Here is a 21,432-nt window from a genome sequence, read left to right on the forward strand (position 1 = left end):
ATGATAAAAAAAGTTCTCAAGGTGCTAAGCATTAGCTGTTTGATGACCGTGTTGGGCACGCAGGCTTCAATGCCAAAGAGCCAAATTTGGTTGGCTAAGGAATCTAAAGAAGGGTTCTTTGTAAAGCCTGTAACGGGCTCAGATGCTTATCACAATCAACCATTGCTTACTCACCAAGGTTTGTTTTATACCAAAGAGTTGAAGTCTGGATCTGGGACACAGACCGATCTTTTCTTTTATAACTTTGCAAATGACAAGCACTCGAACATAACGAACACTCCCGTATCTGAATACTCACCCACAATTTACCCTCATGATAATGGTGTTTCTGCAATTGTGGTTGAGCCATCGGGGGAGCAGAAACTCTGGTTCTATCCAAATGACAAAAGTGTGCCGCCATCACGTATTTTCGAGCATATTGAACCCGTTGGTTACCATGTGTGGGGGAAAAATAGAGACGTGATGATGTTTATTCTAGGCACGCCGCATACCTTACAGTTTACGGATATCACTGGTCATTTGCCTAAATTAATAGCAAAAGATATCGGTAGAAGTCTTGCATATAACCGTACGGCTGACGTTTACAGTTTTACCTATACAGAAAACAATATGCATTGGTTTGCAACGTACTCAGAACAGTTAAAATCGGTAAAAAAACACTTTGCCTTGCCTGCTAAAGTTAAGGATTATACGTGGTTTGATGACAATACCATTGCCTACGCTGTTGGAAATCGAGTTTTTACACGAAACTTCGCCATGCCAAAAAAAGTGGTTTTGTGGAAAGATCTTCAGGATTATTGCTCAACAAATATCACGCGGTTAAGTTATAATCACGAAGCACTGGCTTTTGTTTGTAGTGAGTGATAGTTTACTGAACTTAAAGGGCGGTCAGCTAAATGGTAACGAATTTAAATTATTGATATAGGTAATAAAATATGGCTGTTTTGGTAACTGGCGGCGCGGGCTATATTGGGTCTCACACCGTTGTCGAGCTGTTAATGCAGGGAGATGAAGTCATAGTAATTGATAACTTGGCTAATTCTTCTGAAATTGCACTTGAGAGAGTTTCTGAGATAACGGGAAAGCAGGTAACGTTTTACCAAGGAGATATCTTAGATAGAGAGTTTGTCGACTTTGTCTTTGAAAAGCACAATATTGAGCAAGTAATTCATTTTGCGGGATTGAAAGCAGTTGGCGAGTCTGTTTTAAAACCTATTGAGTACTATCAAAATAATGTACAAGGTACCTTAACGTTATTGGATGCCATGCGTGCTGCTAATGTATTTAAAATTGTCTTTAGCTCATCGGCAACTGTGTATGGTGATCCAGCCAGCCTACCTATTCGAGAAGACTTTCCCACGGGTGTAACAACAAACCCTTACGGCACGTCTAAATTGATGGTGGAGCTAGTTCTTAAGGACTTAGCTCAGTCAGATCCTCGCTGGTCCATTGCTATCTTGCGCTACTTTAACCCTGTGGGCGCACATATTTCAGGATTAATTGGAGAAGATCCCAATGGCATTCCAAATAACTTATTACCTTACATAACTCAGGTAGCTGTGGGTAAATTAACCAGCTTAGGTGTGTTCGGCAATGATTATGACACACCGGACGGTACCGGTGTGCGTGACTATATTCACGTTGTAGATTTAGCCTTAGGTCACCTTAAAGCGATGTTAAAAATTGCAGCAGACAATGGGGTGCACATTTATAATCTCGGTACTGGGAATGGGTACTCAGTCTTGGAAATGGTAAAAGCCTTCGAAGAAGCCTCGCAAGAAGCTGTACCATATCAGATTAAACCTCGCAGAGAAGGGGATATTGCAGCATGCTATGCGGACCCTGAAAAAGCCCATCAAGAGCTTGGTTGGAAAGCGATAAGAGGCATAGGCGAAATGATGACTGATTCGTGGAATTGGCAGAAAAACAATCCACAAGGTTATAGGCTGTAAATTAACTAACTGTACTAATGAGTCTCAACTCTGAGGGCTGATGGAACAGCATCGCGAAATAGATTAATTGCGATGCTTTTTTAATTGCGAGATTTGCATGCTGCAGTTTTATTTTTTGGTTTGATTCAGTTATTGGCAATGAAAAACTGTGTTGTGCCTCTCAAAATTTATTCATTATTACGATAAAGCACAATAATTCCCCTTTCTACTTTTCAGTTCATCACTTATCATTAATCTGTCTATTTCAAATACATGCTGGATTGAACTCAGCAGTAAAATGAGTTAACTTTGATGCAACAATTTTGCTGTAGACTATTAAAAAATTCATAAGGATAGGTTATATGTTATTGAAAAAAAATAAGTTTATGCAAATACCTGATGGTGGCAACACACCACAAATTGAAAATACTGCTTCTTCTTCGAGTATAAAAATGCAAAACAGTGAAGGTCGGAAAAAGAGCATTCGCACTCTTACTAGTCGTCAACTTATGATGCTTGAAAGAGGGTATGGGGGTAACGGTGGAGGACAGGAGCCTCCTATGGCGATGGCTTTACTTTGGCGTAATTAACCAAATCAAGCAATTAAAATTACATCGCGCTGAAGGAATAACATGAATGAATTGTTAGCAGTAATTAACTGGGGAATTATAGGGCTGGAAGTGTTTGTATTTGCATTTCTGATCGTAAAATTTTGGAAGTTAAAGTTCCATTTGTTTTTCGGTGGAAGAGATAGCCTTAAAACAATTAAAGACCACGAACTTCATTCATGTTTTTTGACCGCTCTTTGTGTACTGACCTTTCATTTTATTGGTGCAGGCCTGACTGAAATTTTATTGTCTCTCGAACTTGAAAAAATGAAACTAAGACAACTGTTTTATTGTGTGCAAATTGCAACTTTTGCGTCCCTAGCGGTGATTCTATATTTGCTGCATAGCATTCGTCATTGCACTTTTTCTAGAGCTGCACTGAACTGCATGTATATTATTGTGCTCATAATGACTGCTAATTTAATTCAATTGGTTGCGCGTGGGTATTTAGATTTCAATGGCTTATCACCACTTTATAGAGTTATTTCTGTAACTGGTAACTTGATTACTTTGGTTGTTGTTGCCAAATATCCATTGAGTCAAGTAATGAGTTTAAGAAAAAGTGATGAAGCTTAGACTTATCAAATAATTAGAGCCTAGATGTGCGGCCTTTTTATAAAGAGCACACACTGTTTTGACGCGTACAAAAAACGCTTAAACTGATACAAATGGCTTTTCACTAACAGCAGATTGTTCTGCTACTATTACCGAATCTTAAACTAGCAAAATGGTCCTGTTTTAACTCACAATGGTATTACCTATATTCACTTTCTTACTTTGACTCTTTTACTGAACGTTTAGCTTTCATTGTGTATAATCTTTCCATTAGATTTTGCTCGTATACGACATTTATGGCGGGTCTCTCAGCTATGGTTTTATGATGGTGTAAAACGCAATGCTGTTAGCTCCTTTTAATATTTGTCCGACGCAATTAGGGGTCCTCTTGAGGCACTCTACAAAGAAAAATGTAGCAAAAAGCGAATTTATGGCGAAGTAATGAGTATAGAAAACTTAGACAAATCAAATGCTAACCCTGTGAGTACAAACGATTCGGCATTTCGTCGTTTCTCCGTTGCACCTATGTTGGATTGGACGGACCGACATTGTAGAACTTTTCACCGTCAGTTAAGCAAACACGCAGTGCTGTACACAGAAATGATTACAACCGGTGCAATCATCTACGGTAAAGGTGATTACCTTGCTTTCGGAGAGCATGAAATGCCGGTAGCTTTGCAGCTTGGAGGCTCAGACCCTAAAGCGTTGGCTGAATGTGCCAAGCGTGCTCAAGAATACGGGTATAACGAAGTTAATTTGAACGTAGGTTGCCCGTCAGATCGCGTTCAGAATGGCCGTTTTGGTGCTTGTCTTATGGCTGAACCCAAATTAGTTGCCGATTGTCTTGCTGCAATGAAGACCGAGGTAACTGTACCTGTTACAGTAAAGACCAGAATTGGCATTGATGAGCAGGACTCATATGAGTTTTTGACGGATTTAATTGAGGCTTCACATGAGATTGGGTGTGACGACTTCATTATTCATGCTCGAAAAGCGTGGCTTCAAGGCTTGAGTCCAAAAGAAAACCGTGAGATCCCACCTCTTGATTACCCGCGAGTTTATAAACTTAAACAAGATTTCCCTCATCTTCATATTAGTATTAACGGTGGGGTAAAAACGCTGGAAGAGTGTCAACACCATTTAACACACATTGATGGTGTTATGATTGGGCGTGAAGCATACAGCAATCCGTTTTTACTCTCTCAAGTAGACGAAAAGCTATTTGGCGCTACGCCATTTAATCTTACTCGACATGAAATAGTACGAAGCATGTACGATTACTTCGAAAAGGAAATGAGCCGAGGTGCAAATTTCTGGCATATCGCACGACATATGTTAGGGATATTTCAAAATCAGCCTGGTGCTAGAGGGTTTAGACGTCACTTGTCTGAGAATGGACATAAAAAAGATGCAGATATTAGCGTAATGGAAAAAGCGCTGACTTTTGTACCTGAGAATAAATAAATTAAGGTTGATTAATAACCTACTTTTTAGCCAATTTCACTAAAAATTCGTTGCTTAATGTATCAGATGTTTGCTGTTTTTATTGTAAGGTGCTGAATTGTATGGGTTTTTAATTTTGGCACAATGATTGGAACTGTAAAGCCATTATATGTCTTAAAGGAACATGTTATGGCTTTAATTAATCGTATCGAAGATTTTATAAAATCAGAATTCAATGCACTTTTGGACAACTCAGAGCGTCCTATTAATACTCCCCAAGCATCATATCGAGCGCTACAAGAAGCTCTGACTTCGAGCAGAGAGTTAGCTGCAAAATTAATTTGCGAAAAGAAGATGTTGCAACGCCAAATTCATATCAATACAGACAAAATGCAAGATTGGTATGAAAAAGCTCAGTACGCAGTCGAAAAAGAAAGAGACGATTTGGCTAGAGCTGCACTAGAAGAAAAGCACAAATGTGCGCACTCAATTGAGCGATCGCATACAGACTTGGATGAAGTTTGTCGCGCTCTTGAAAACGTTGAAAGTGATATTACAACCCTGAAAAACAAAATAAGAAGCCTAATAGGTAGCGATGAGCATCAATCTATAAGAGAAGATGCTTTATCGGCAAGGCTCAAAATTAAAGAAATACTCAACAATCCTGCAGTCCAGAGTCTTTACGCACAATTCGAAACGCTTGAGCGCAAGCTGACAAAAGCAGAATCAAAGGACGAGTACAGTGCGGATACTCAACGACGCAAAACACAACACGCATTTAATGAATTGCTCAAAAGTGAAAACGTTGAATTAATGTTGCAGTCGCTAAAAAGGAAAATTTCTTCGAACTCATCACAAAAATCTACAGCCAATTAGGAGGCAATATGAACTCAGAATTATATCAGTCTCAAGATAAAAATGTATCGAAGAAAAAGATCGCTGGTGTCTGTATTCTGCTCGCTAAGCGGTTAGACTTACCTGTATGGTTGGTACGTGTTTTAGTCATTTTACTCGCCATGAAATTTACTTGGCCATGCATCATCGGCTATGGGATTGCATGGTTATGCATGTCGGAAGACAAATAGGAGGTGTTATGAAAGCAGCAGTGGCTATAGTATTTTTATTACTGGCTTTATCGGCAATTTCTTGGCTATCGGCCCCAATTGCGCTTCTGAGCATGCCTGACTTTGTTTATGAAATGAGTTGGGTTGATATGGAGATAGGTGGTTTTTTAGCTTTGATCCTGGTGTTTTTTGCTTTTGTTGCGCTGCTCAGTATAGGGATGCTGGGTGTGGGGTTAGTGGTGCTCATTGGGCTAGTGTTAGCACTTCTTTTTGGCTCGGTAATAATCGCACTGCCACTTTGCTTACTGATTTTATTTGCTTGGTTGATAAGTGACGAGTGGTCTCTTTGTTAAAATTAGACAATGAAACGAAGCGGAGGAAGTACGTATTTTGCTGTGAATTCAGCTCGTAACAACGGTATACTAAGCGTATTCAATACTGGTTTAGTCAGAATTATAGGAATCCTATCATGCTTAGAACTGTTGCACTCATTTCGCTTCTTTCATTCTCTAGTTATAGCACTGCGCACAACCATCAACATGATGGCCATCAGCACAGTACACATCAACATGCAAGCCATAATTCAGCAAGCCTTCAGGTTTCAAACGCAAAGATCCGAGCGTTTTTACCTGCAGCGAAATCAACAGCAGGTTACTTGACTCTAGATAATAAAACGAAAAAGCCGATTACGATTGTAAAAGCTAAAATTGAAGGGTTAGGTCGTGTTGAAATTCATGAACATATACATAGTAACGGTATGATGAAAATGCAGCCGGTAAAGAACTTAGTTGTACCAGCAAATGGCCAAGTGGAGTTTAAACCAGGTGGCTATCATTTGATGGCGTTTGAGCCAAAAGTGAAGTTAAAAGTAGGCGAAACCCGTAATCTCACACTATATTTTTCAGATGGTGAGAAAGTTGAAAACAAAATAAAAGTGGTTTCTTTAAAAGATGCATTTTCTTCTGAGTCACACCATCATCATTAGGAGCTAGGATGAACGAACATAAAGGCAGGATATTTGCTGCGCTGGCAGGAGTACTGTTTTTAGGATACATACTTGCAGTGTACTGGAGTTTTGAGCCAAAACAGTTTGATGTCGTTGAACGAGCTAAATCACAAGCACAAGCGCAAAATGCGAAACTCGTAAAGGGTTATGTGACAACCAACACTTTAATTGAAGTGATGCAAACGTTATTAGATAAACCAGGTGGGTACTTATCAAATGATGTATTACCACCTAGCGTAATTATGGATAATATGCCTGCATGGGAATTTGGTGTTTTAGAAATGTCTCGTGATTTGGCACTGTCTATGCGTAAGGACTTCAGCCGTTCACAATCACAGTCGACAGAACATCCGAGTTTGAAGAAGGCTCAGCCGAAATTTAATATTAGCTCAACAGCTTGGATTTTGCCAAGTGCTGAAGGTGAATATCAAGTTGGTATTGATTATTTGAGAGATTATCAAGACCAGATTGCGAGTCAAGCTGAAATAGGAAGCCAGTTTTATGCACGAGCTGACAATTTAAGAGGTTGGTTGAAAGAAGCGGAAAAGAGGCTTGGAAGTTTGAGTCAGCGCTTAAGTGCCAGTGTTGGGCAGGAAAGAATAAATACCGATCTGGCGGGTGATTCGGCCGCTTTGCAAGCAACGTCAGGTATGGAGCAAACGGTAGTTAAAACCTCATGGTGGCAGATTGACGATGTTTTTTATGAGTCTCGAGGTGCAACTTGGGCGCTTATACACTTTTTAAAAGCTGCAGAGCATGACTTTTCTGATGTTTTGGAAAAGAAGAATGCTAAAGTTAGTTTACAGCAAATTATTCGCGAGCTTGAAGCAACCCAGGAAACTGTATGGAGCCCGATGATTTTAAATGGTAGTGGATTTGGTTTTGTTGCTAATCACTCTTTAGTGATGGCTAATTATATCTCAAGAGCGAATGCCGCTCTTATAGAACTCAGTGAACTTTTAGCGCAAGGATAAAAAAATGAAAAAGTATTGTTTAGCGGCAGCGTTGTCTTTGGCTTGCCTTACTCCTGCAGCACATGCTGATACTTTGTTAGGTTTGTATTTGGGAGCCGAAGGCTGGCAAAGTGAACCTGAAGGTAGCTTTGCAGAAAAAGGCAACCTGCAGGAGTTTAACTTTGAAGATGAAACATACACAAGTTTATACGCTTCATTGGAACACCCAGTTCCTTTAGTACCCAATGTAAAGTTAAAGTACACTGAATTAGAACTGACTGGTAATACGACGTTGTCTGACACATTTGAGTTTGGTGGTAGCAACTTCACCGTCGGTACTACAGCAAACACGGTTGCGGACCTAACTCACATTGACTATATCTTGTATTATGAGCTATTTGACAATGACTTAATTTCGTTTGACTTTGGTATTAATGCCAAGCAGTTTGATGCAGATGTTACCGTGACCGGTGAAGTGAATGGTACTCAGGTAACTGAAACTGTTGATTTTTCTGGGTTCGTGCCACTTGGTTATTTAAGAGCGGAAGTAGGGTTGCCTTTAACTGGCCTGAGTGTATTTGCTGAAGGAAGTTTATTGGCAATTGACGACAGTAAAATCCAAGATTATCAAGTTGGCATAGCTTGGGAGTTTATCGATAACTTAGCGGTTGATGTTGCTATCAGAGCGGGCTATCGCTCACTTGTATTAGAAATTGATGACATCGATGATTTTGATTCTGATATCGATGCTTCAGGTCCATTTGCTGGATTACAAGTACACTTCTAATTTAAGCGTATGGTTGTTGACCTCATCATTAGGTGATAAGTTGAGGTCGACACTTAACTTCTTACTCCCAGGTCAAACTAAATTCTTCTTCTAGGGTTTTGCTGAGGAGTTGTTTATATGCTTTGTTCAAAGGCGTATTAATCAATTTCTTTAGTTCATCGCCAGTTTGGGTTAATTTGTAGTAGCTAAGCACAAGATCATTACTTTTCGCTTCAAAGTTAATACGTTTATTTTGGTAGATGAGCGTTAACGATTGCCCTTTTTGTAAACTTGCAGATTCAATCTCTTGTCTGTACATCAAGTTTATATCCATGAGGGTCAGGATCTGTGGGAAGCTCAGGCCTGCTTGCGATAAGTTTATGGTTTCGGTACTTCCTTTGCGCAATAAATCTAATATGGAAGGCTTTTTGTAGAATCCGAGAATAATCAGATAACTGTCTTCTTTTTCCAAGTATCCACATAGGGAGGCGCACTTTTGCAATGCTTCGGCTTCTCTTTGTGTCATTAACTTAAGTGTTTGTAGGCATTTTATTGAAAACGTACCTGGTGCTATTGACTCACCAACCAATATCTTTGCCCACAACTTTTGCATGGTCTGGTTTGCTATGTCTTCTGCGAGCGTTATGAAATGTTCCAGCCAATCAGGATCTGGTCTGCCTCGACTGGTAACATCTGGACATAGAGATAAAGACATGCCCATTATGCTTTCAATATTTTGTTGTCGTTGTATGCGCTGTAATTGACCTCGTTTCAAAGCTCTTTTCAATGTTCCGTGATCACTTTGTACGAAAAAGCTATTCTGTGGTGTGCTTGCAGAGTATCGGCCTCCAGACGAAATAGGTTTTACCTGTTTTGTCATGGCATAGCCTAACTTTTCTTCAATCAAGAGGGCTAAACTAGATCTTGCTTGCGCATTTTTAATGGTCATTGTTAGGTTTTACCTGTTGTAACCTGAGTTCAGACATCATTTCGTTTGTTGCGGTTTGCAGTATTTGTGTCAAATAATGTTTTGTAATTAGTGCGATTAAACTCCCCATAATAGGAGTGAGTACTTCGCCATTTACACTAATATTGACTTGATTCATCTTTGGTTGCAATGCAATTTGCAACCTTGCTTGGTGTTCCTCGTTAAAACGCAGATGAAATTGAACTTCTCTTTTTTGTCGTGAAACTAGGGTTGCGTCAACTTTTCCTCTAGCATGTTCGAATGCTACAAAACCGCCAACATTCTCGCTGTTTTCAAGAGACATCAAGTTGATATTACTAGGTTGCAAAACATGAATTGCCTGTACCCAGCGTTTAGTTGATAGCATGAATTCACTATTCTGTGGCGAGTGTTCGGCAAGCGGTGCCGTGATTGATATATGGTAGGTAGTTGGCAGAGTATTGATGGTTAGTAGCATGAAAAGTATAGCAAAAGCCACTAACTTTAAGGCCGTCTTAAGTAACTGCAAAACCCCATCCTTGTTGTTTTATTTGTATATGAAGCAAGCGCAAGTATTTGAACATCGTCTATAATATTACTTAGGTGTTAATGAATGCTGATCGTGATAGTAAAAATCTATCATATTTTATAAGATGAACCATAGAGAAAGCTGCTCTTGCAGATAGTGATGTGATTTAGCATAAGGTGGATAATGGCGTCTGAGCAAGAAGATTTTTTGTTTGCAGATCAAGATGTGTCTCATGAGGCTCAAGAAGCTGCTACAAGCTTTTGGGATGTATTGGTTGTGGATGACGACCCTGAGATCCATTCGGTAACCAAACTGGCTTTATCTGGTGTGGAGTTTTGGGGTCGAACTTTACGATTCCACCATGCTTACTCTGGTCAAGAAGCGGTAGAGGCATTGCAAAATAACCCAGATGTATGTGTGCTCTTACTTGATGTTGTTATGGAAAGTGACGATGCTGGTCTTAATGTAGTTAAGCAAGTTAGGGAGAATATCGGCAATCATGCAGTACGTATTATTTTGCGTACTGGTCAACCGGGTTATGCACCTGAAGAAAAAGTGATTCGTGAATATGACATAAACGATTACAAAATGAAAACGGAGCTAACCAGAGGCAAACTTGTGACGTCGCTGATGACTGCCATCAGATCATATCAACAAATTTGCGAGCTTGAGCAACAAAGTGTGGCGCTAACCAATATCTTAGAAGCATCACAAGCAATCTTAGGCCATACAGATATGGTGTCGTTTAGCCACGCGGTTGTTAAGCAGATTGCCAAGATTATAGGTGCGCAAGAAAACGGCATTGTGGCAGGCATTACAAACAGCTCGCGTGTCATTATCTTTGGTGGGACGCAAAACTATGTTGAGTTTTTTGGTGATGGCCTTGAACAGTTGGACAATGGCCGTGTGATAATGCAAGTTCAAAACTGCTTTGACCGCGAAGTTCATCAGCACACCGATCATGATATTACTTTTTTATTACAAGGTAAAAGCCGCAGAGCGGCAATTTATATTGAAGTGGACCACTCTCCTAGCGCTGCTCAATTACAATTTGCAGAGATATTTTTAGCGAATGTGAGTGTCGGTGTAGACAATATAAAGCTGATTAACGAATTACGAGATGTTGCTTATAAAGATACACTCACCAGATTACCAAATAGGGCAAACTTCGTAGACTCTATTGCAAAATATTACCAGCCGGACAATGATTCTCTGGTATTTGTATTACTCGATATTGCTCAGTTCTCTGATATTAATAATGGTTTGGGTCAAGAAGTTGGTAACTTACTATTGTTAGCGGTGAAAGAGCGATTATGTCTTGAGTTCCCATACTGCCAATTATTATCTCGAATAGGCGCTGATGTATTTGGCTTGCTTTTACCAGCAGATACTTTTGATGAGCAGCGCTTTGTTGATGTGATTACAGTGCCCTATCAAGTGGGGGAGCACGTGTTAACCATGCATTTCCATATTGGCGTATGTGATCAGGCCGATTTCCATTACCTAGGTTTAGAAACGCTTAAACTAGCTTACATCGCGTTAAATCAGGCGAAACAAGCACGTAAAGTCATTGATAGATATACTCCAGATTTAGAAGAAAAAATGGCCTGGCGTTTGGGGCTAATTCGGCAATTAAGGCAAGATTTTGAATTGAATAAACTTGAGGTGTGGTATCAACCTCAATTTAGCCTGTCTTCAAACAAAGTCATTGGATGTGAGGCATTGCTGCGTTGGCCGTCTGGGAATGGCGACTATATATCTCCTGGAATTTTTGTGCCATTGGCTGAAGACTCGGGGCTAATCGTTGATATTGGGCAGTGGGTTTTAGAACAAGCCTGCAAGTTGCAACAGAAATTGACAGAGCGTAACTTAGACCTGAGTGTTGCGGTGAATGTGTCTGTACCGCAATTTAAAGTAAGTAACTACGCTGAACAAGTTAAAGAAACCATTGTTAGTCATAACGTGGACCCAAGCAAGATTGAGCTGGAGGTGACAGAAAGCGTTGTTATGGATGAAATAACAACGGTAATTGAAACCTTAGGCGAGCTACAGTCCTTTGGTGTTGAAGTCGCGATTGATGATTTCGGCACAGGTTTTTCGTCGCTGAGTTACCTTCAACAATTGCCTTTAGCACGTTTGAAAATAGATAGAGCCTTTGTGAAAGGAATACCAGACACTGACAGCGGCGCTATTGCTGAACTGGTCATTTCTCTAGGGCGTCATTTAGGGCTGAAGACAATAGCAGAAGGAGTCGAAACGCAAGAGCAAGCACAATTACTCAAAGATCTCGGCTGTGATGAAGTGCAGGGTTTTTTACTCGCTAAACCGATGCCAGAAAAAGAGCTCTTAAAGTTTTTAACTCATAGCGAATAATAAAAATTAATTTAGGTGTTAGCGTTCGCAGCACCTTCTTATTATATTCCCATCCAACTTAATTTAACTATTTATTCTTTTAATCGTCAGTGAAAGTATAAATTTATTTATATGGCAATCGCTTGAATAAGTCGATTTATATAAATATTTTTATTTTTTGCAATAATCTTTATTTTTTTTAAAGTGTAATTTTGCACTGTTTTGTACGTTTACAGGCTTTTTTAAGTAATATATGCAATGTACCCATTTACATACTGTTGACTGTACGAGTCTAAATTAGTAACTTCTATAACGTGGGATGAAGATATTTCACATGTACTATAAAAAAAACGTAATTTTTTAATAAGGAAATATCAATGAGATACTCTAAACTGTCTCAATCGATCAAGAGCTCGTTAATCGCGGGTTCTATTTTAACAACAGGTTTTTCACAATTAGCAGTCGCTGAAGAAGCCGGAGCTGAAGGCAAGGTTGAACGCATTGAAGTAACCGGAAGCCGTATTAAACGTATCGCGATGGAAGGGGCTAGTCCAGTCACAACCGTCACTGCTGAAGATATTAAAGTTGCGGGTATCACACGTGTTGAAGACATGTTAAATGATATGCCAGCGGTATTTGCAGGTCAAACATCAGGAACAGCTAACGGTGTGACAGGTACAGCAACGGTTGATTTACGTAACTTAGGTCCTGAACGTACTTTGGTTCTACTAAACGGTCGTCGTTTACCAGCTGGTTCTCCATCAGCTGGTGGTATCGGTGCCGACTTAAACCAAATTCCTGCTGGTTTAGTTAAGCGTGTTGATGTACTAACAGGTGGTTCATCTGCAACCTATGGTTCTGATGCGGTAGCAGGTGTTGTCAACTTCATTTTAAAAGATGACTTTGAAGGCTTCCAATTCGAATACCAAGGTAGCTTATATCAGCACAATAACGACCATGGCGATATGCAGCGAGCTGTAAATGAGAGCGGTTTTGCTCTTCCTGATTCAAACGTTTCTGATGGTCAAGCTGATGACTTCACCGTTATTGTCGGTGCAAACTCAGCTGATGGTCGCGGTAATGTAACAGCTTACGCTACATTCCGTGAAATAGAGGCTATTACTCAAGATAGCCGTGACTACAGTGCTTGTGCTATGAATATCAATGATGAAGGCGTGCGTGAGTGTGGTGGTTCAGGTACTATTCCTGAAGGCCGTATAATCGCTGGTGATGCAAACTTAATCATGGATGGTCACACTTTCAAAGACTATGATGGTACCTTGTACAACTATGGTCCGCTGAACTACTTCCAACGTCCAGATAAAAGAAAAACGTTTGGTTTACTAGGGCATTATGACTTGTCTGATAACCATACTTTTTATACTGAAATGAGTTATATGGACAACAGAACAGTTGCACAGATAGCACCATCAGGCTCATTCTTCCGAACAATTGATCTAGCATGTAACAACCCTCTACTTTCTGATCAACAAGTTCAAAAGCTATGTACAGATCAAGGCTTTGGTGCTGACCATGTATTCTCTGGTGACAATGCGGCGTTGGCTGTAAAACGTAACGTTGAAGGTGGCCCTCGTCAAGATGATAGACGCCATACTTCGACTCGCTTTGTATTTGGTGTACGTGGTGAAATCAATGACTACTGGACATATGATGCTTACATGAACTTTGGTGAAGTAGCTTATGTTCAAACATATGATAATGACCTATCTATTCAGCGTATTACACGTTCATTAGATGCCGTTAGAAATGACGATGGTAATATTGTATGTAAATCAGTGGTTGATGGTAGCGATCCAAACTGTGTACCTTGGAACATTTTTAACAGAGATCAAATAACTCAAGACCAATTAGATTATCTAATTGTACCTCTTTATTCTCGTGGTGAAACTAAGAATAAACAAATCAGTGGTTTCGTTTCAGGTGATTTGACTGACTACGGTGTTGTAGTACCAGGTGCTTCGACAGGTGTTGGTATTGTTTTAGGTCTTGAACATCGCCGTGAGTTTATTTCATTACGTCCTGACCAAAACTTCCTAAGTGGTGACGGTGCAGGTCAAGGTGGCCCAACTACTGGTGTAACTGGTGAGTATGACGTTGATGAATTCTTTATGGAATTAAATGTTCCTGTTATTGAAGACACGTCTTACGTTGATTATGTTACTTTAGAGTTAGGTTACCGTTACTCTGATTACTCAACTGACAAACAAACGGATACTTACAAGTTTGCGGTTGATACAAGAATTAGTGAGGATTTTGGTTTCCGTGCAAGTTACCAGCGAGCGGTACGTGCAGGTAACGTACGTGAGCTATTCCGCCCAGCAGGCATGAACTTATTCAACTGGGATGAGGATCCGTGTGGTCCTGGTAAAACACTTACACTTGAACAGTGTCAACGTACTGGACTTCCAGCAGGTCAATATGGTGCAGCTATCCTAGACAACCCAGCTGGTCAGTATAATACAGTTGAAGGTGGTAACCCTGCTCTTGAGCCAGAAGAATCAGATACTGTTTCATTTGGTTTATTATATTCGCCTTCATTTGTTGAAGGGCTAGATATCACTTTAGATTACTTCGATATTACAGTAGAAAAAGCGATACAGAGTATTCCTGCTGCTACCATTCACGATAAATGTGCGAAAGGTGTAGACGAGCTATGTGGCCTAATTAATCGTGGCTCTGGTCGTGGTGACTTATGGATTGGTACATCAGCTATCACAGCGACAGATACTAACATTGGTTCTGTAAAGACTTCGGGTATTGATATCAACACTTCATACAACTACTCTCTAAACGATATGGGTAACTTGCGTTTTGCTCTTATCGGTACTTACTTAGAGAAGTATGAAATCGAGAATATTCCAGGTGACAGACCTGATGACTGTGCTGGTTACTGGGATCGTGCTGTTTGTGAAGTTCCAGCTCCAAAAGTACGTGCTAACCTAGTAACGACTTGGTCAACACCTTGGGATACAAACATCACAGCTACAGTTCGCCATTACGGAAAAGTAGACGAATACACTGTAGTGGATAATACAGTTGTGAATGGACCGACTACTTTAAATGGAAAAACTTATTTTGATTTAGCTGCTACTTGGAATGCGACGGATCATCTTACGTTTAGAGCAGGTATCAAGAACTTATTTGATGTAACTCCGCCTCTAGTACCAAATGGTCCTTCAGGTGACGCAAATGGTAATACTTACCCTGGTCAATATGACGCACTAGGTCGTTACCTATTCGCTGGATTTACATTTACGATGTAATTCGAGTCATAGTCAAAAAGCCCAGTTTATATACTGGGTTTTTTTGTTTTTCGTAACACTATCAAGAGCAGGCAGAGACATATACTTTTGCGTTATGTGATTAGTTTGAATGGTTGGGGCTGTCATAAATGACACTTTTGCGAATACCTTAAGTAGATTTCTACGGCATAGGAATGTCTAGTTGAAGGTTTAGGAGGGTTAAATTTTGAAAGAGCTATAGTTAAAATAATACTGAAAATATAGCTCCGAATTATTGGTCAGTTAGCCATCTTGCTGCCCAACACTTGTGCCTCGTGTACGCAGCATTTCTTTAGCTTCATCTTCGTCACGCTCAATTTGTTCCTTCGTACGGCAGCGCTTTTTTGTAAAGCGGGTGCCAGTGACTGCTTCTCTGTCACAAATTAGTCCGCTTTTTGCGTTCGAATTCCTATCGACCGATGACCGTGTATCTGTAGACGTCGAGCTACAACCCGCCATTAGAGCTACTAATATTGATATAGGTACTATTTTCATACCAAATTCCTTCTATATTTTTAATTGTAGTTTATATAGTTATGACCAAAAGAACTATTGCTAAATCTTATCCGGACATTGTTCTACCATAACTAGATTTTAGGGCTATAACAACCAGATAAACACCAAGGATAAGTATCCTCGATATTTACATTAATATGTTCATAAACAAATGTGTACTCAAAGTTGTGCACAGCTAGATTGAGAGCGCTGTTTTAGACTGTTCACGATATCTATTGACTAGGCTTTGAATGTGAATATAAATTTCGTTATTGGGTTAGAGGCAAGTTTGGAAAAAGAGGCCAAGAAAAAAGTTATGTGAGTGACGTTACATTCGAGATATAATCTGGATCTTTTTCACTCAGAGCCGTCACTCTATGAACACTTCTAAAGCTGCACCGCTTCAAGCTGAGCGTTCGCTTTTTTCTTACCCTAAATATTGGGCCGAATGCTACGGACCCGCGCCTTTTTTGCCGACTTGTCGTGCCGAAATGGATGCACTTGGCTGGGATAGCTGCGATATCATCATTGTCACTGGAGATGCTTATGTAGATCATCCTAGTTTCGGCATGGCAGTGATTGGACGAGTGTTAGAAGCGCAAGGGTTTCGAGTGGGTATTATTGCGCAACCAGACTGGTCAGACAAAAGTGCTTTCGAGTCGCTAGGCAAACCCAATTTATTTTTTGGCGTGACTGCTGGCAATATGGACTCAATGATAAACCGTTATACGGCAGAAAAGCGGATGCGTCACGATGATGCATATACTCCCGGTAATATTGGCGGTAAGCGCCCTGATCGTGCAGTTGTGGTTTATAGCCAAAGGTGTCGAGAGGCATTTAAGGATGTACCAGTTATTATCGGCGGTATTGAAGCCAGTTTACGCCGCATTGCCCACTATGACTACTGGCAAGAAAAAGTGCGCCGCAGTGTCATTTTTGATGCTAAAGCCGACATTCTGATTTATGGTAATGCAGAGCGACCTTTGGTCGAAGTAGCACATCGTATTGCCAATGGTGAAGCTGTTGAGTTTATTCAAGATGTGCGTGGCACAGCGGTTATTCGAAAATCTCCTTTGGCTGGGTGGCGTGGTAGTGACTCAACGGCGATTGATAAAGTAGGTAAAATTGACCCAATTCCAAACCCTTATGGTGCAGATGACATGGGGTGCAGCAAATCTGAGTTTGCTAAAGCGGGTATTGATTTAAAAGCAGATCTAGCTAAGCCTATTACGGTCCAGCCTCCACGTTTAAAGCCGTGGGAAAAAGTTTATGTTAAACTCCCCGCCTTTGAGCAAGTAAGCGTCAACAAGCCTTTGTACGCGCACGCATCGCGCATATTACATCAAGAAACTAACCCTGGTTGTGCAAGAGCATTATTTCAGCGCCATGGAGATCGTTCGATATGGGTTAACCCTCCGGCATTCCCACTTGAAACCGAAGAGATGGATCACGTATTTGGTCTGCCGTATCAGCGTATTCCACATCCAGTTTATGGGGAAGATAAAATTCCAGCGTATGACATGATCAAAACCTCAGTGAATATCATGCGAGGCTGTTTTGGCGGTTGTAGTTTCTGTTCAATTACCGAACACGAAGGGCGAATTATTCAAAGCCGTTCAGAAGAGTCAATCATAGAAGAAATTGAGCAAATTAGAGACAAAGTACCGGGCTTTACGGGTGTCATCTCTGATTTAGGTGGACCTACCGCCAACATGTACAAGTTGCGTTGTAAAAGCAAAAAAGCAGAAAGTACCTGCCGACGTTTATCATGTGTTTATCCAGACATTTGCAAGCATATGGACACAGATCATACTCCCACGATTGAACTATATCGTAAAGCGCGTGATGTCGAAGGAGTTAAGAAAATCTTAATCGCGTCAGGTGTACGTTATGACTTAGCGATTGAAGATCCGCGCTATGTGAAGGAGTTGGTTTCTCACCATGTTGGCGGGTATTTAAAAATCGCGCCAGAGCATACCGAGACTGGTCCGTTATCAAAAATGATGAAGCCTGGTATGGGAACTTATGACAAATTCAAAGAGCTATTTGATAAGTACTCTAAAGAAGCTGGTAAAAAGCAGTATTTAATCCCCTATTTCATATCTGCCCATCCAGGGACCACAGATGAAGATATGGTCAATATGGCGTTATGGCTAAAAGTTCATGACTTTAAATTAGATCAGGTGCAAAACTTTTACCCGTCACCGATGGCCAATGCCACGACTATTTACCATACAGAGATGAATTCACTGCGTAATATTAAGAATAACCACGAGCAAGTACCTGTACCGAAAGGAGCGCGACAGCGTCGCTTACACAAAGCGATTTTGCGCTATCACGACCCTGCTGGGTGGCCAATGATCCGTGAGGCACTTAAAGAGATGGGCAAAGCACATTTAATTGGACGTGGGCCTGAATGCTTAGTACCAGAGGAAAATAGTAGGGAGCGACATAGTAAAGGCAGTAATAAGCGCAGTAATAAGGCGTTGACCAAACATACTGGTTTTAGTCAGTTTAATCACGCGAATACTAAGCCTAGAGTAGGTAAAAACAAGCGTAAGCCGAATAATAAAAAACCAACTCAACACTAATAAAAAAGCCGCTTTTATAAGCGGCGTTTTCTTTTTTAAGCAATGAGTATTTACTCTTCAGGGTGATGTGCTTTACCTGACGTGATCCATTCTGCAGCTGGCATGCCACGTAAGTAGTGGTCGAAGTACTCCATCATTCGAACCGAAAAGTCTACCTGATTAGGAAATTTCTTCAGGTGGTGCGGCTCACCTTCATACTGTAAGAAAACAGCGTCTTTGTCATGACGTCTCAGTGCTAAGTAGTATTGAATACCCTCTTGCCAAGGCACAGCACCATCCTTATCTCCAAACATCAGTAAGATTGGTGTATTTACTTTATCTGCGAAAAATACCGGTGAGTTTTCAATATACAACTCAGGTGCAGCGGTAAGCGGCTGTCCAATACGGCTCTGCCCAGACTCATACTGAAATTGTCTAGCCAAACCTGTACGCAGTCTGATCCCACTATATGCAGACGTCATGTTTGATACAGGTGCGCCAGATACAACCGCTTTAAACATATCTGTTTGTGTTACTGCAAATGCACTTTGGTAGCCTGCCCAGGAGTGGCCTTGAAGGCCTATTTTGTTTTTATCTGCAACCCCCATGTCGATCAGCTTTTGTGCAGCATTAATAAGTGTTTGTGTTGAGGAAGGCCCTGGTTTACCAATTTCAAAGCGAATATCAGGTAAGAAGACGGCATAGCCATTAGAAGTAAACATTGGGAAGTTAGGCCGGTGGTTCAACTTCATTTTAGGGAAGTCATACATGCGTTGACTCATATAACGGTAAAAATAGATGACCACAGGCAGTTTTTGGCCCGGCTTGTAATCAGCTGGCTTTATGAGCACACCTTGCAAAGATTCGCCGTTATAGCCTTTATATTGAACAAGCTCAGGCTTTTGTCCCCAAGCGAAATTTGCAACTTGAGGGTTGAGTTGGGTGATTTTTTTAGGGGTATTAAACTGGCTGTTGGTTTGCCAATAATCGGGAAATTGATGGTAAGTTTGCTTGGTAAATATCAGCTTATCAGCATGTTTGGCTTTTCTCACTAAATCGAAACGTGCTTCACCTTTTAAAGCAGTGCCAAGTTCTCCTGTTGCGAGGTTAAGTTTGGCAATATGGGTTTGCTTGTTTTGTAAGTTATGTGCTGATAAAAACAAGGTTTCGTCACTGGCAAAGCCAACTTGTTTTTTATCTAGCTTAATCACGCGGTATTGTGTGTTAGTTTCTTTACCTTGTGTGAGTCTTTTCGCCCCACCGGTTTTGGTGTCAAATGCCCAAATATCAAACTTACTGTAGGCATACAGCGTGCTACCATCTAGCTGCCACCCAGCAAAACCATAACCTGGGTTAGGCTCTGGGTAATCGTGCTTGTCATCGGTAAAAATAGCACTTCTTACTGCTTTACTAATGACTTGCTCTTGTTGTTGATGCAAATCTTTTAACCATAATTGGTCATGCAAAAAATAAGCTGCATGTCGCCCCGTTGGTGATAGGCTTGGGCGATTTGGTGTGTCTTTTACAATATAGCCTTTTGCGCCTGTACTCACCTTAACGGCATAGTAGTCAGCATAGAAACCGTCATACATTACTTTTTTCAAATAAGGCTGTTCATTGCGACCCAGCAAAAAGTCAGCTTCTGTATTGAGCGTGACATCGCGTACGGTTTCATCAGCTAGCTGAACCACTCTTTGAGATTCGATATGGTAAACGGCTTGGTATTGACGATCTCGGTTGGTCTTTTTCCACGTGTGTTGCTCACGAGGTTTTATTGCTGGATCATTGTTGTGCCAAAGTTTAAGGCCTGATTGCTCGCGGATCGTATCAAAATCACGTAAAGATGTTTCATCGCTATACTTACGTACTTCTACTTTGTCTGCAAGTAATGGACGGTTCTCAAAGTACAGCCTTTCACCTTGCTCAGACCACTCTAACTTTGCCGACTTGGCACTATACCAACCGCTGGGGTTTGGCACTTTTGTGAGTTTTGTAGTGTTTGCATCCCACAGGGTGACTTCGTAACTGCGACGGCGTTTATCTTCATTAATATAATTACTAAAGTTAAACGCGACGATACTAGAGTACGGGTGCCATGCAATAGCGCTCACTGTGACACCAGGCTCATTAAACAGCACATCGACTGATTGCGTATTCAAGTTTAAATATTGAACTTTATTGTTGGCTGTAGCTGAATCATGTTGACTAAATAACACGCCGTACTCTGCTGGGCTTAACGCGTACGAGACGACATTGTCAAAGCGTTGTGCCTGTTGGGATTGTAAATCCAGCACGACTAACGTCAAAGGCTTATCTTTCTTGTCAGCTTTTATTGCGGCTTTTTCTTGCTTAGTCTTATCTTTGGTATCTTTTTTTGTACTCTCTTCGCGGTAGGCTAGCCAGCGCCCATCATCACTCAATTGATAGTCTTTAACATTGTTAAAGCTTTGTTGTTGGCCGGTTTTTGTATTGACCAAAACTAAGTTCTTTTTAAGTTGTTTACGTTCTTTTTTAGTTGCGGTTTCGAATTCCAACAAAGAGGCAACTTGAGTAAAAGCAACCCAAGTTGAGGCTCTGTTGATATAGGCTTTGGTTCCACGCTCGACACTGGCAATGAGTTTATTACTAATTAGATCATATACTTGACCTTGAGCATTTCCGCGATAAGGTTTAGCACTGAAGGCTAAAAATTTACCGTCTTCTGCAAGTTGTGTCGAGTAGGCATATTTAAAATCGAAAACATCGTCAAATTTTAATGGCGCTTTGTTGGCCATTACTTGGCCAGAAAACAAAGCAGCTGCGACGAGCGAGTAGGCTAGTTTCATGGTTTATCTATTCTTGTATTTTAAGGTTTCTTCTTTGTAACACTTTTAATAGATAAACAAAATCTTGCTGCGTTGTGTGGAAGTGAA

18 protein-coding genes are annotated in these 21,432 nt (G+C 40.7%); 14 read left to right on the forward strand and 4 right to left on the reverse strand.

Features of this window, described 5'->3' with window-relative positions:
- The 11 genes from N482_RS05740 (at position 1) to N482_RS05790 (ending at position 8,347) form a co-directional block, all read left to right on the forward strand.
- Complete coding sequence (locus N482_RS05740; protein ID WP_231100802.1) at positions 1-864, forward strand: hypothetical protein; 864 nt, start codon at positions 1-3, stop codon at positions 862-864.
- A gap of 71 nt (positions 865-935) precedes the next feature.
- Positions 936-1,952, forward strand: coding sequence for a UDP-glucose 4-epimerase GalE (gene galE, locus N482_RS05745; RefSeq protein ID WP_063376147.1), 1,017 nt, complete (start codon positions 936-938; stop codon positions 1,950-1,952).
- Between the two features lie 341 nt (positions 1,953-2,293).
- Positions 2,294-2,521 (forward strand): hypothetical protein, encoded by a 228-nt coding sequence (locus N482_RS05750; protein WP_063376148.1) that lies wholly within the window; start codon positions 2,294-2,296, stop codon positions 2,519-2,521.
- A gap of 42 nt (positions 2,522-2,563) precedes the next feature.
- Entirely contained in the window at positions 2,564-3,115 is a 552-nt protein-coding gene (locus N482_RS05755) for a hypothetical protein (protein WP_063376149.1), read from the forward strand.
- Positions 3,116-3,535: 420 nt separating this feature from the next.
- Positions 3,536-4,558 carry a tRNA dihydrouridine(20/20a) synthase DusA gene (dusA, locus tag N482_RS05760; RefSeq protein WP_063376150.1) on the forward strand — a complete coding sequence of 341 codons (1,023 nt, stop codon included), beginning with the start codon at positions 3,536-3,538 and terminating at the stop codon, positions 4,556-4,558.
- Positions 4,559-4,726: 168 nt separating this feature from the next.
- On the forward strand, positions 4,727-5,413 hold the full coding sequence (locus N482_RS05765; RefSeq protein WP_063376151.1) for a PspA/IM30 family protein: 687 nt from the start codon (positions 4,727-4,729) through the stop codon (positions 5,411-5,413).
- An 8-nt stretch (positions 5,414-5,421) separates the two neighbouring features.
- Entirely contained in the window at positions 5,422-5,622 is a 201-nt protein-coding gene (locus N482_RS05770; protein WP_063376152.1) for a PspC domain-containing protein, read from the forward strand.
- 8 nt (positions 5,623-5,630) lie between these two features.
- Complete coding sequence (locus tag N482_RS05775; protein ID WP_063376153.1) at positions 5,631-5,954, forward strand: hypothetical protein; 324 nt, start codon at positions 5,631-5,633, stop codon at positions 5,952-5,954.
- Positions 5,955-6,070: 116 nt separating this feature from the next.
- Positions 6,071-6,586 carry a copper chaperone PCu(A)C gene (locus N482_RS05780; protein ID WP_063376154.1) on the forward strand — a complete coding sequence of 172 codons (516 nt, stop codon included), beginning with the start codon at positions 6,071-6,073 and terminating at the stop codon, positions 6,584-6,586.
- A gap of 8 nt (positions 6,587-6,594) precedes the next feature.
- A complete protein-coding gene (locus N482_RS05785) occupies positions 6,595-7,581 on the forward strand; it encodes a DUF2333 family protein (RefSeq protein ID WP_063376155.1) in 987 nt (328 codons plus the stop codon).
- A gap of 4 nt (positions 7,582-7,585) precedes the next feature.
- Positions 7,586-8,347: a TIGR04219 family outer membrane beta-barrel protein gene (locus N482_RS05790; protein ID WP_063376156.1), complete on the forward strand. Its 762-nt coding sequence runs from the start codon at positions 7,586-7,588 to the stop codon at positions 8,345-8,347.
- A 61-nt stretch (positions 8,348-8,408) separates the two neighbouring features.
- On the opposite strand, the gene N482_RS05795 is transcribed toward N482_RS05790, so the two are convergent.
- Both N482_RS05795 and N482_RS05800 read right to left on the reverse strand, forming a co-directional pair.
- Positions 8,409-9,275, reverse strand: coding sequence for a TIGR03899 family protein (locus tag N482_RS05795; protein ID WP_063376157.1), 867 nt, complete (start codon positions 9,273-9,275; stop codon positions 8,409-8,411).
- Entirely contained in the window at positions 9,265-9,801 is a 537-nt protein-coding gene (locus tag N482_RS05800; protein WP_063376158.1) for a hypothetical protein, read from the reverse strand. Before N482_RS05800 ends, N482_RS05795 begins: the two co-directional genes overlap by 11 nt.
- Before the next feature lie 183 nt (positions 9,802-9,984).
- Here N482_RS05800 and N482_RS05805 point away from each other — a divergent pair, with 183 nt between their 5' ends.
- Positions 9,985-12,174, forward strand: a complete 2,190-nt coding sequence (locus N482_RS05805; protein WP_063376159.1) for an EAL domain-containing protein — start codon at positions 9,985-9,987, stop codon at positions 12,172-12,174.
- 356 nt (positions 12,175-12,530) lie between these two features.
- A complete protein-coding gene (locus N482_RS05810; RefSeq protein ID WP_063376160.1) occupies positions 12,531-15,437 on the forward strand; it encodes a TonB-dependent receptor domain-containing protein in 2,907 nt (968 codons plus the stop codon).
- A 261-nt stretch (positions 15,438-15,698) separates the two neighbouring features.
- Here N482_RS05810 and N482_RS05815 read toward each other — a convergent pair whose 3' ends face one another.
- A complete protein-coding gene (locus tag N482_RS05815; RefSeq protein ID WP_063376161.1) occupies positions 15,699-15,950 on the reverse strand; it encodes a hypothetical protein in 252 nt (83 codons plus the stop codon).
- A gap of 377 nt (positions 15,951-16,327) precedes the next feature.
- Between N482_RS05815 and N482_RS05820 the strand changes: the two genes are divergently transcribed.
- The gene (locus N482_RS05820; protein WP_063376162.1) at positions 16,328-18,541 is read left to right on the forward strand and encodes a YgiQ family radical SAM protein; all 2,214 of its coding nucleotides are present in this window, start codon (positions 16,328-16,330) and stop codon (positions 18,539-18,541) included.
- Between the two features lie 50 nt (positions 18,542-18,591).
- Here N482_RS05820 and N482_RS05825 read toward each other — a convergent pair whose 3' ends face one another.
- Positions 18,592-21,345, reverse strand: coding sequence for a prolyl oligopeptidase family serine peptidase (locus tag N482_RS05825; RefSeq protein ID WP_063376163.1), 2,754 nt, complete (start codon positions 21,343-21,345; stop codon positions 18,592-18,594).
- Between the last annotated feature and the right edge of the window lie 87 nt (positions 21,346-21,432).

The organism is Pseudoalteromonas luteoviolacea NCIMB 1942 (assembly GCF_001625595.1).
GTDB lineage: Bacteria > Pseudomonadota > Gammaproteobacteria > Enterobacterales > Alteromonadaceae > Pseudoalteromonas > Pseudoalteromonas luteoviolacea_A.

Excerpts from the sequence above, each read along its gene's own strand:
- N482_RS05740 (WP_231100802.1), top strand. The coding sequence starts at position 1 with ATGATAAAAAAAGTTCTCAAGGTGCTAAGCATTAGCTGTTTGATGACC.
- galE (WP_063376147.1), top strand. The coding sequence starts at position 936 with ATGGCTGTTTTGGTAACTGGCGGCGCGGGCTATATTGGGTCTCACACC.
- N482_RS05750 (WP_063376148.1), top strand. The coding sequence starts at position 2,294 with ATGTTATTGAAAAAAAATAAGTTTATGCAAATACCTGATGGTGGCAAC.
- N482_RS05755 (WP_063376149.1), top strand. The coding sequence starts at position 2,564 with ATGAATGAATTGTTAGCAGTAATTAACTGGGGAATTATAGGGCTGGAA.
- dusA (WP_063376150.1), top strand. The coding sequence starts at position 3,536 with ATGAGTATAGAAAACTTAGACAAATCAAATGCTAACCCTGTGAGTACA.
- N482_RS05765 (WP_063376151.1), top strand. The coding sequence starts at position 4,727 with ATGGCTTTAATTAATCGTATCGAAGATTTTATAAAATCAGAATTCAAT.
- N482_RS05770 (WP_063376152.1), top strand. The coding sequence starts at position 5,422 with ATGAACTCAGAATTATATCAGTCTCAAGATAAAAATGTATCGAAGAAA.
- N482_RS05775 (WP_063376153.1), top strand. The coding sequence starts at position 5,631 with ATGAAAGCAGCAGTGGCTATAGTATTTTTATTACTGGCTTTATCGGCA.
- N482_RS05780 (WP_063376154.1), top strand. The coding sequence starts at position 6,071 with ATGCTTAGAACTGTTGCACTCATTTCGCTTCTTTCATTCTCTAGTTAT.
- N482_RS05785 (WP_063376155.1), top strand. The coding sequence starts at position 6,595 with ATGAACGAACATAAAGGCAGGATATTTGCTGCGCTGGCAGGAGTACTG.
- N482_RS05790 (WP_063376156.1), top strand. The coding sequence starts at position 7,586 with ATGAAAAAGTATTGTTTAGCGGCAGCGTTGTCTTTGGCTTGCCTTACT.
- N482_RS05795 (WP_063376157.1), bottom strand. The coding sequence starts at position 9,275 with ATGACCATTAAAAATGCGCAAGCAAGATCTAGTTTAGCCCTCTTGATT.
- N482_RS05805 (WP_063376159.1), top strand. The coding sequence starts at position 9,985 with ATGGCGTCTGAGCAAGAAGATTTTTTGTTTGCAGATCAAGATGTGTCT.
- N482_RS05810 (WP_063376160.1), top strand. The coding sequence starts at position 12,531 with ATGAGATACTCTAAACTGTCTCAATCGATCAAGAGCTCGTTAATCGCG.
- N482_RS05815 (WP_063376161.1), bottom strand. The coding sequence starts at position 15,950 with ATGAAAATAGTACCTATATCAATATTAGTAGCTCTAATGGCGGGTTGT.
- N482_RS05820 (WP_063376162.1), top strand. The coding sequence starts at position 16,328 with ATGAACACTTCTAAAGCTGCACCGCTTCAAGCTGAGCGTTCGCTTTTT.
- N482_RS05825 (WP_063376163.1), bottom strand. The coding sequence starts at position 21,345 with ATGAAACTAGCCTACTCGCTCGTCGCAGCTGCTTTGTTTTCTGGCCAA.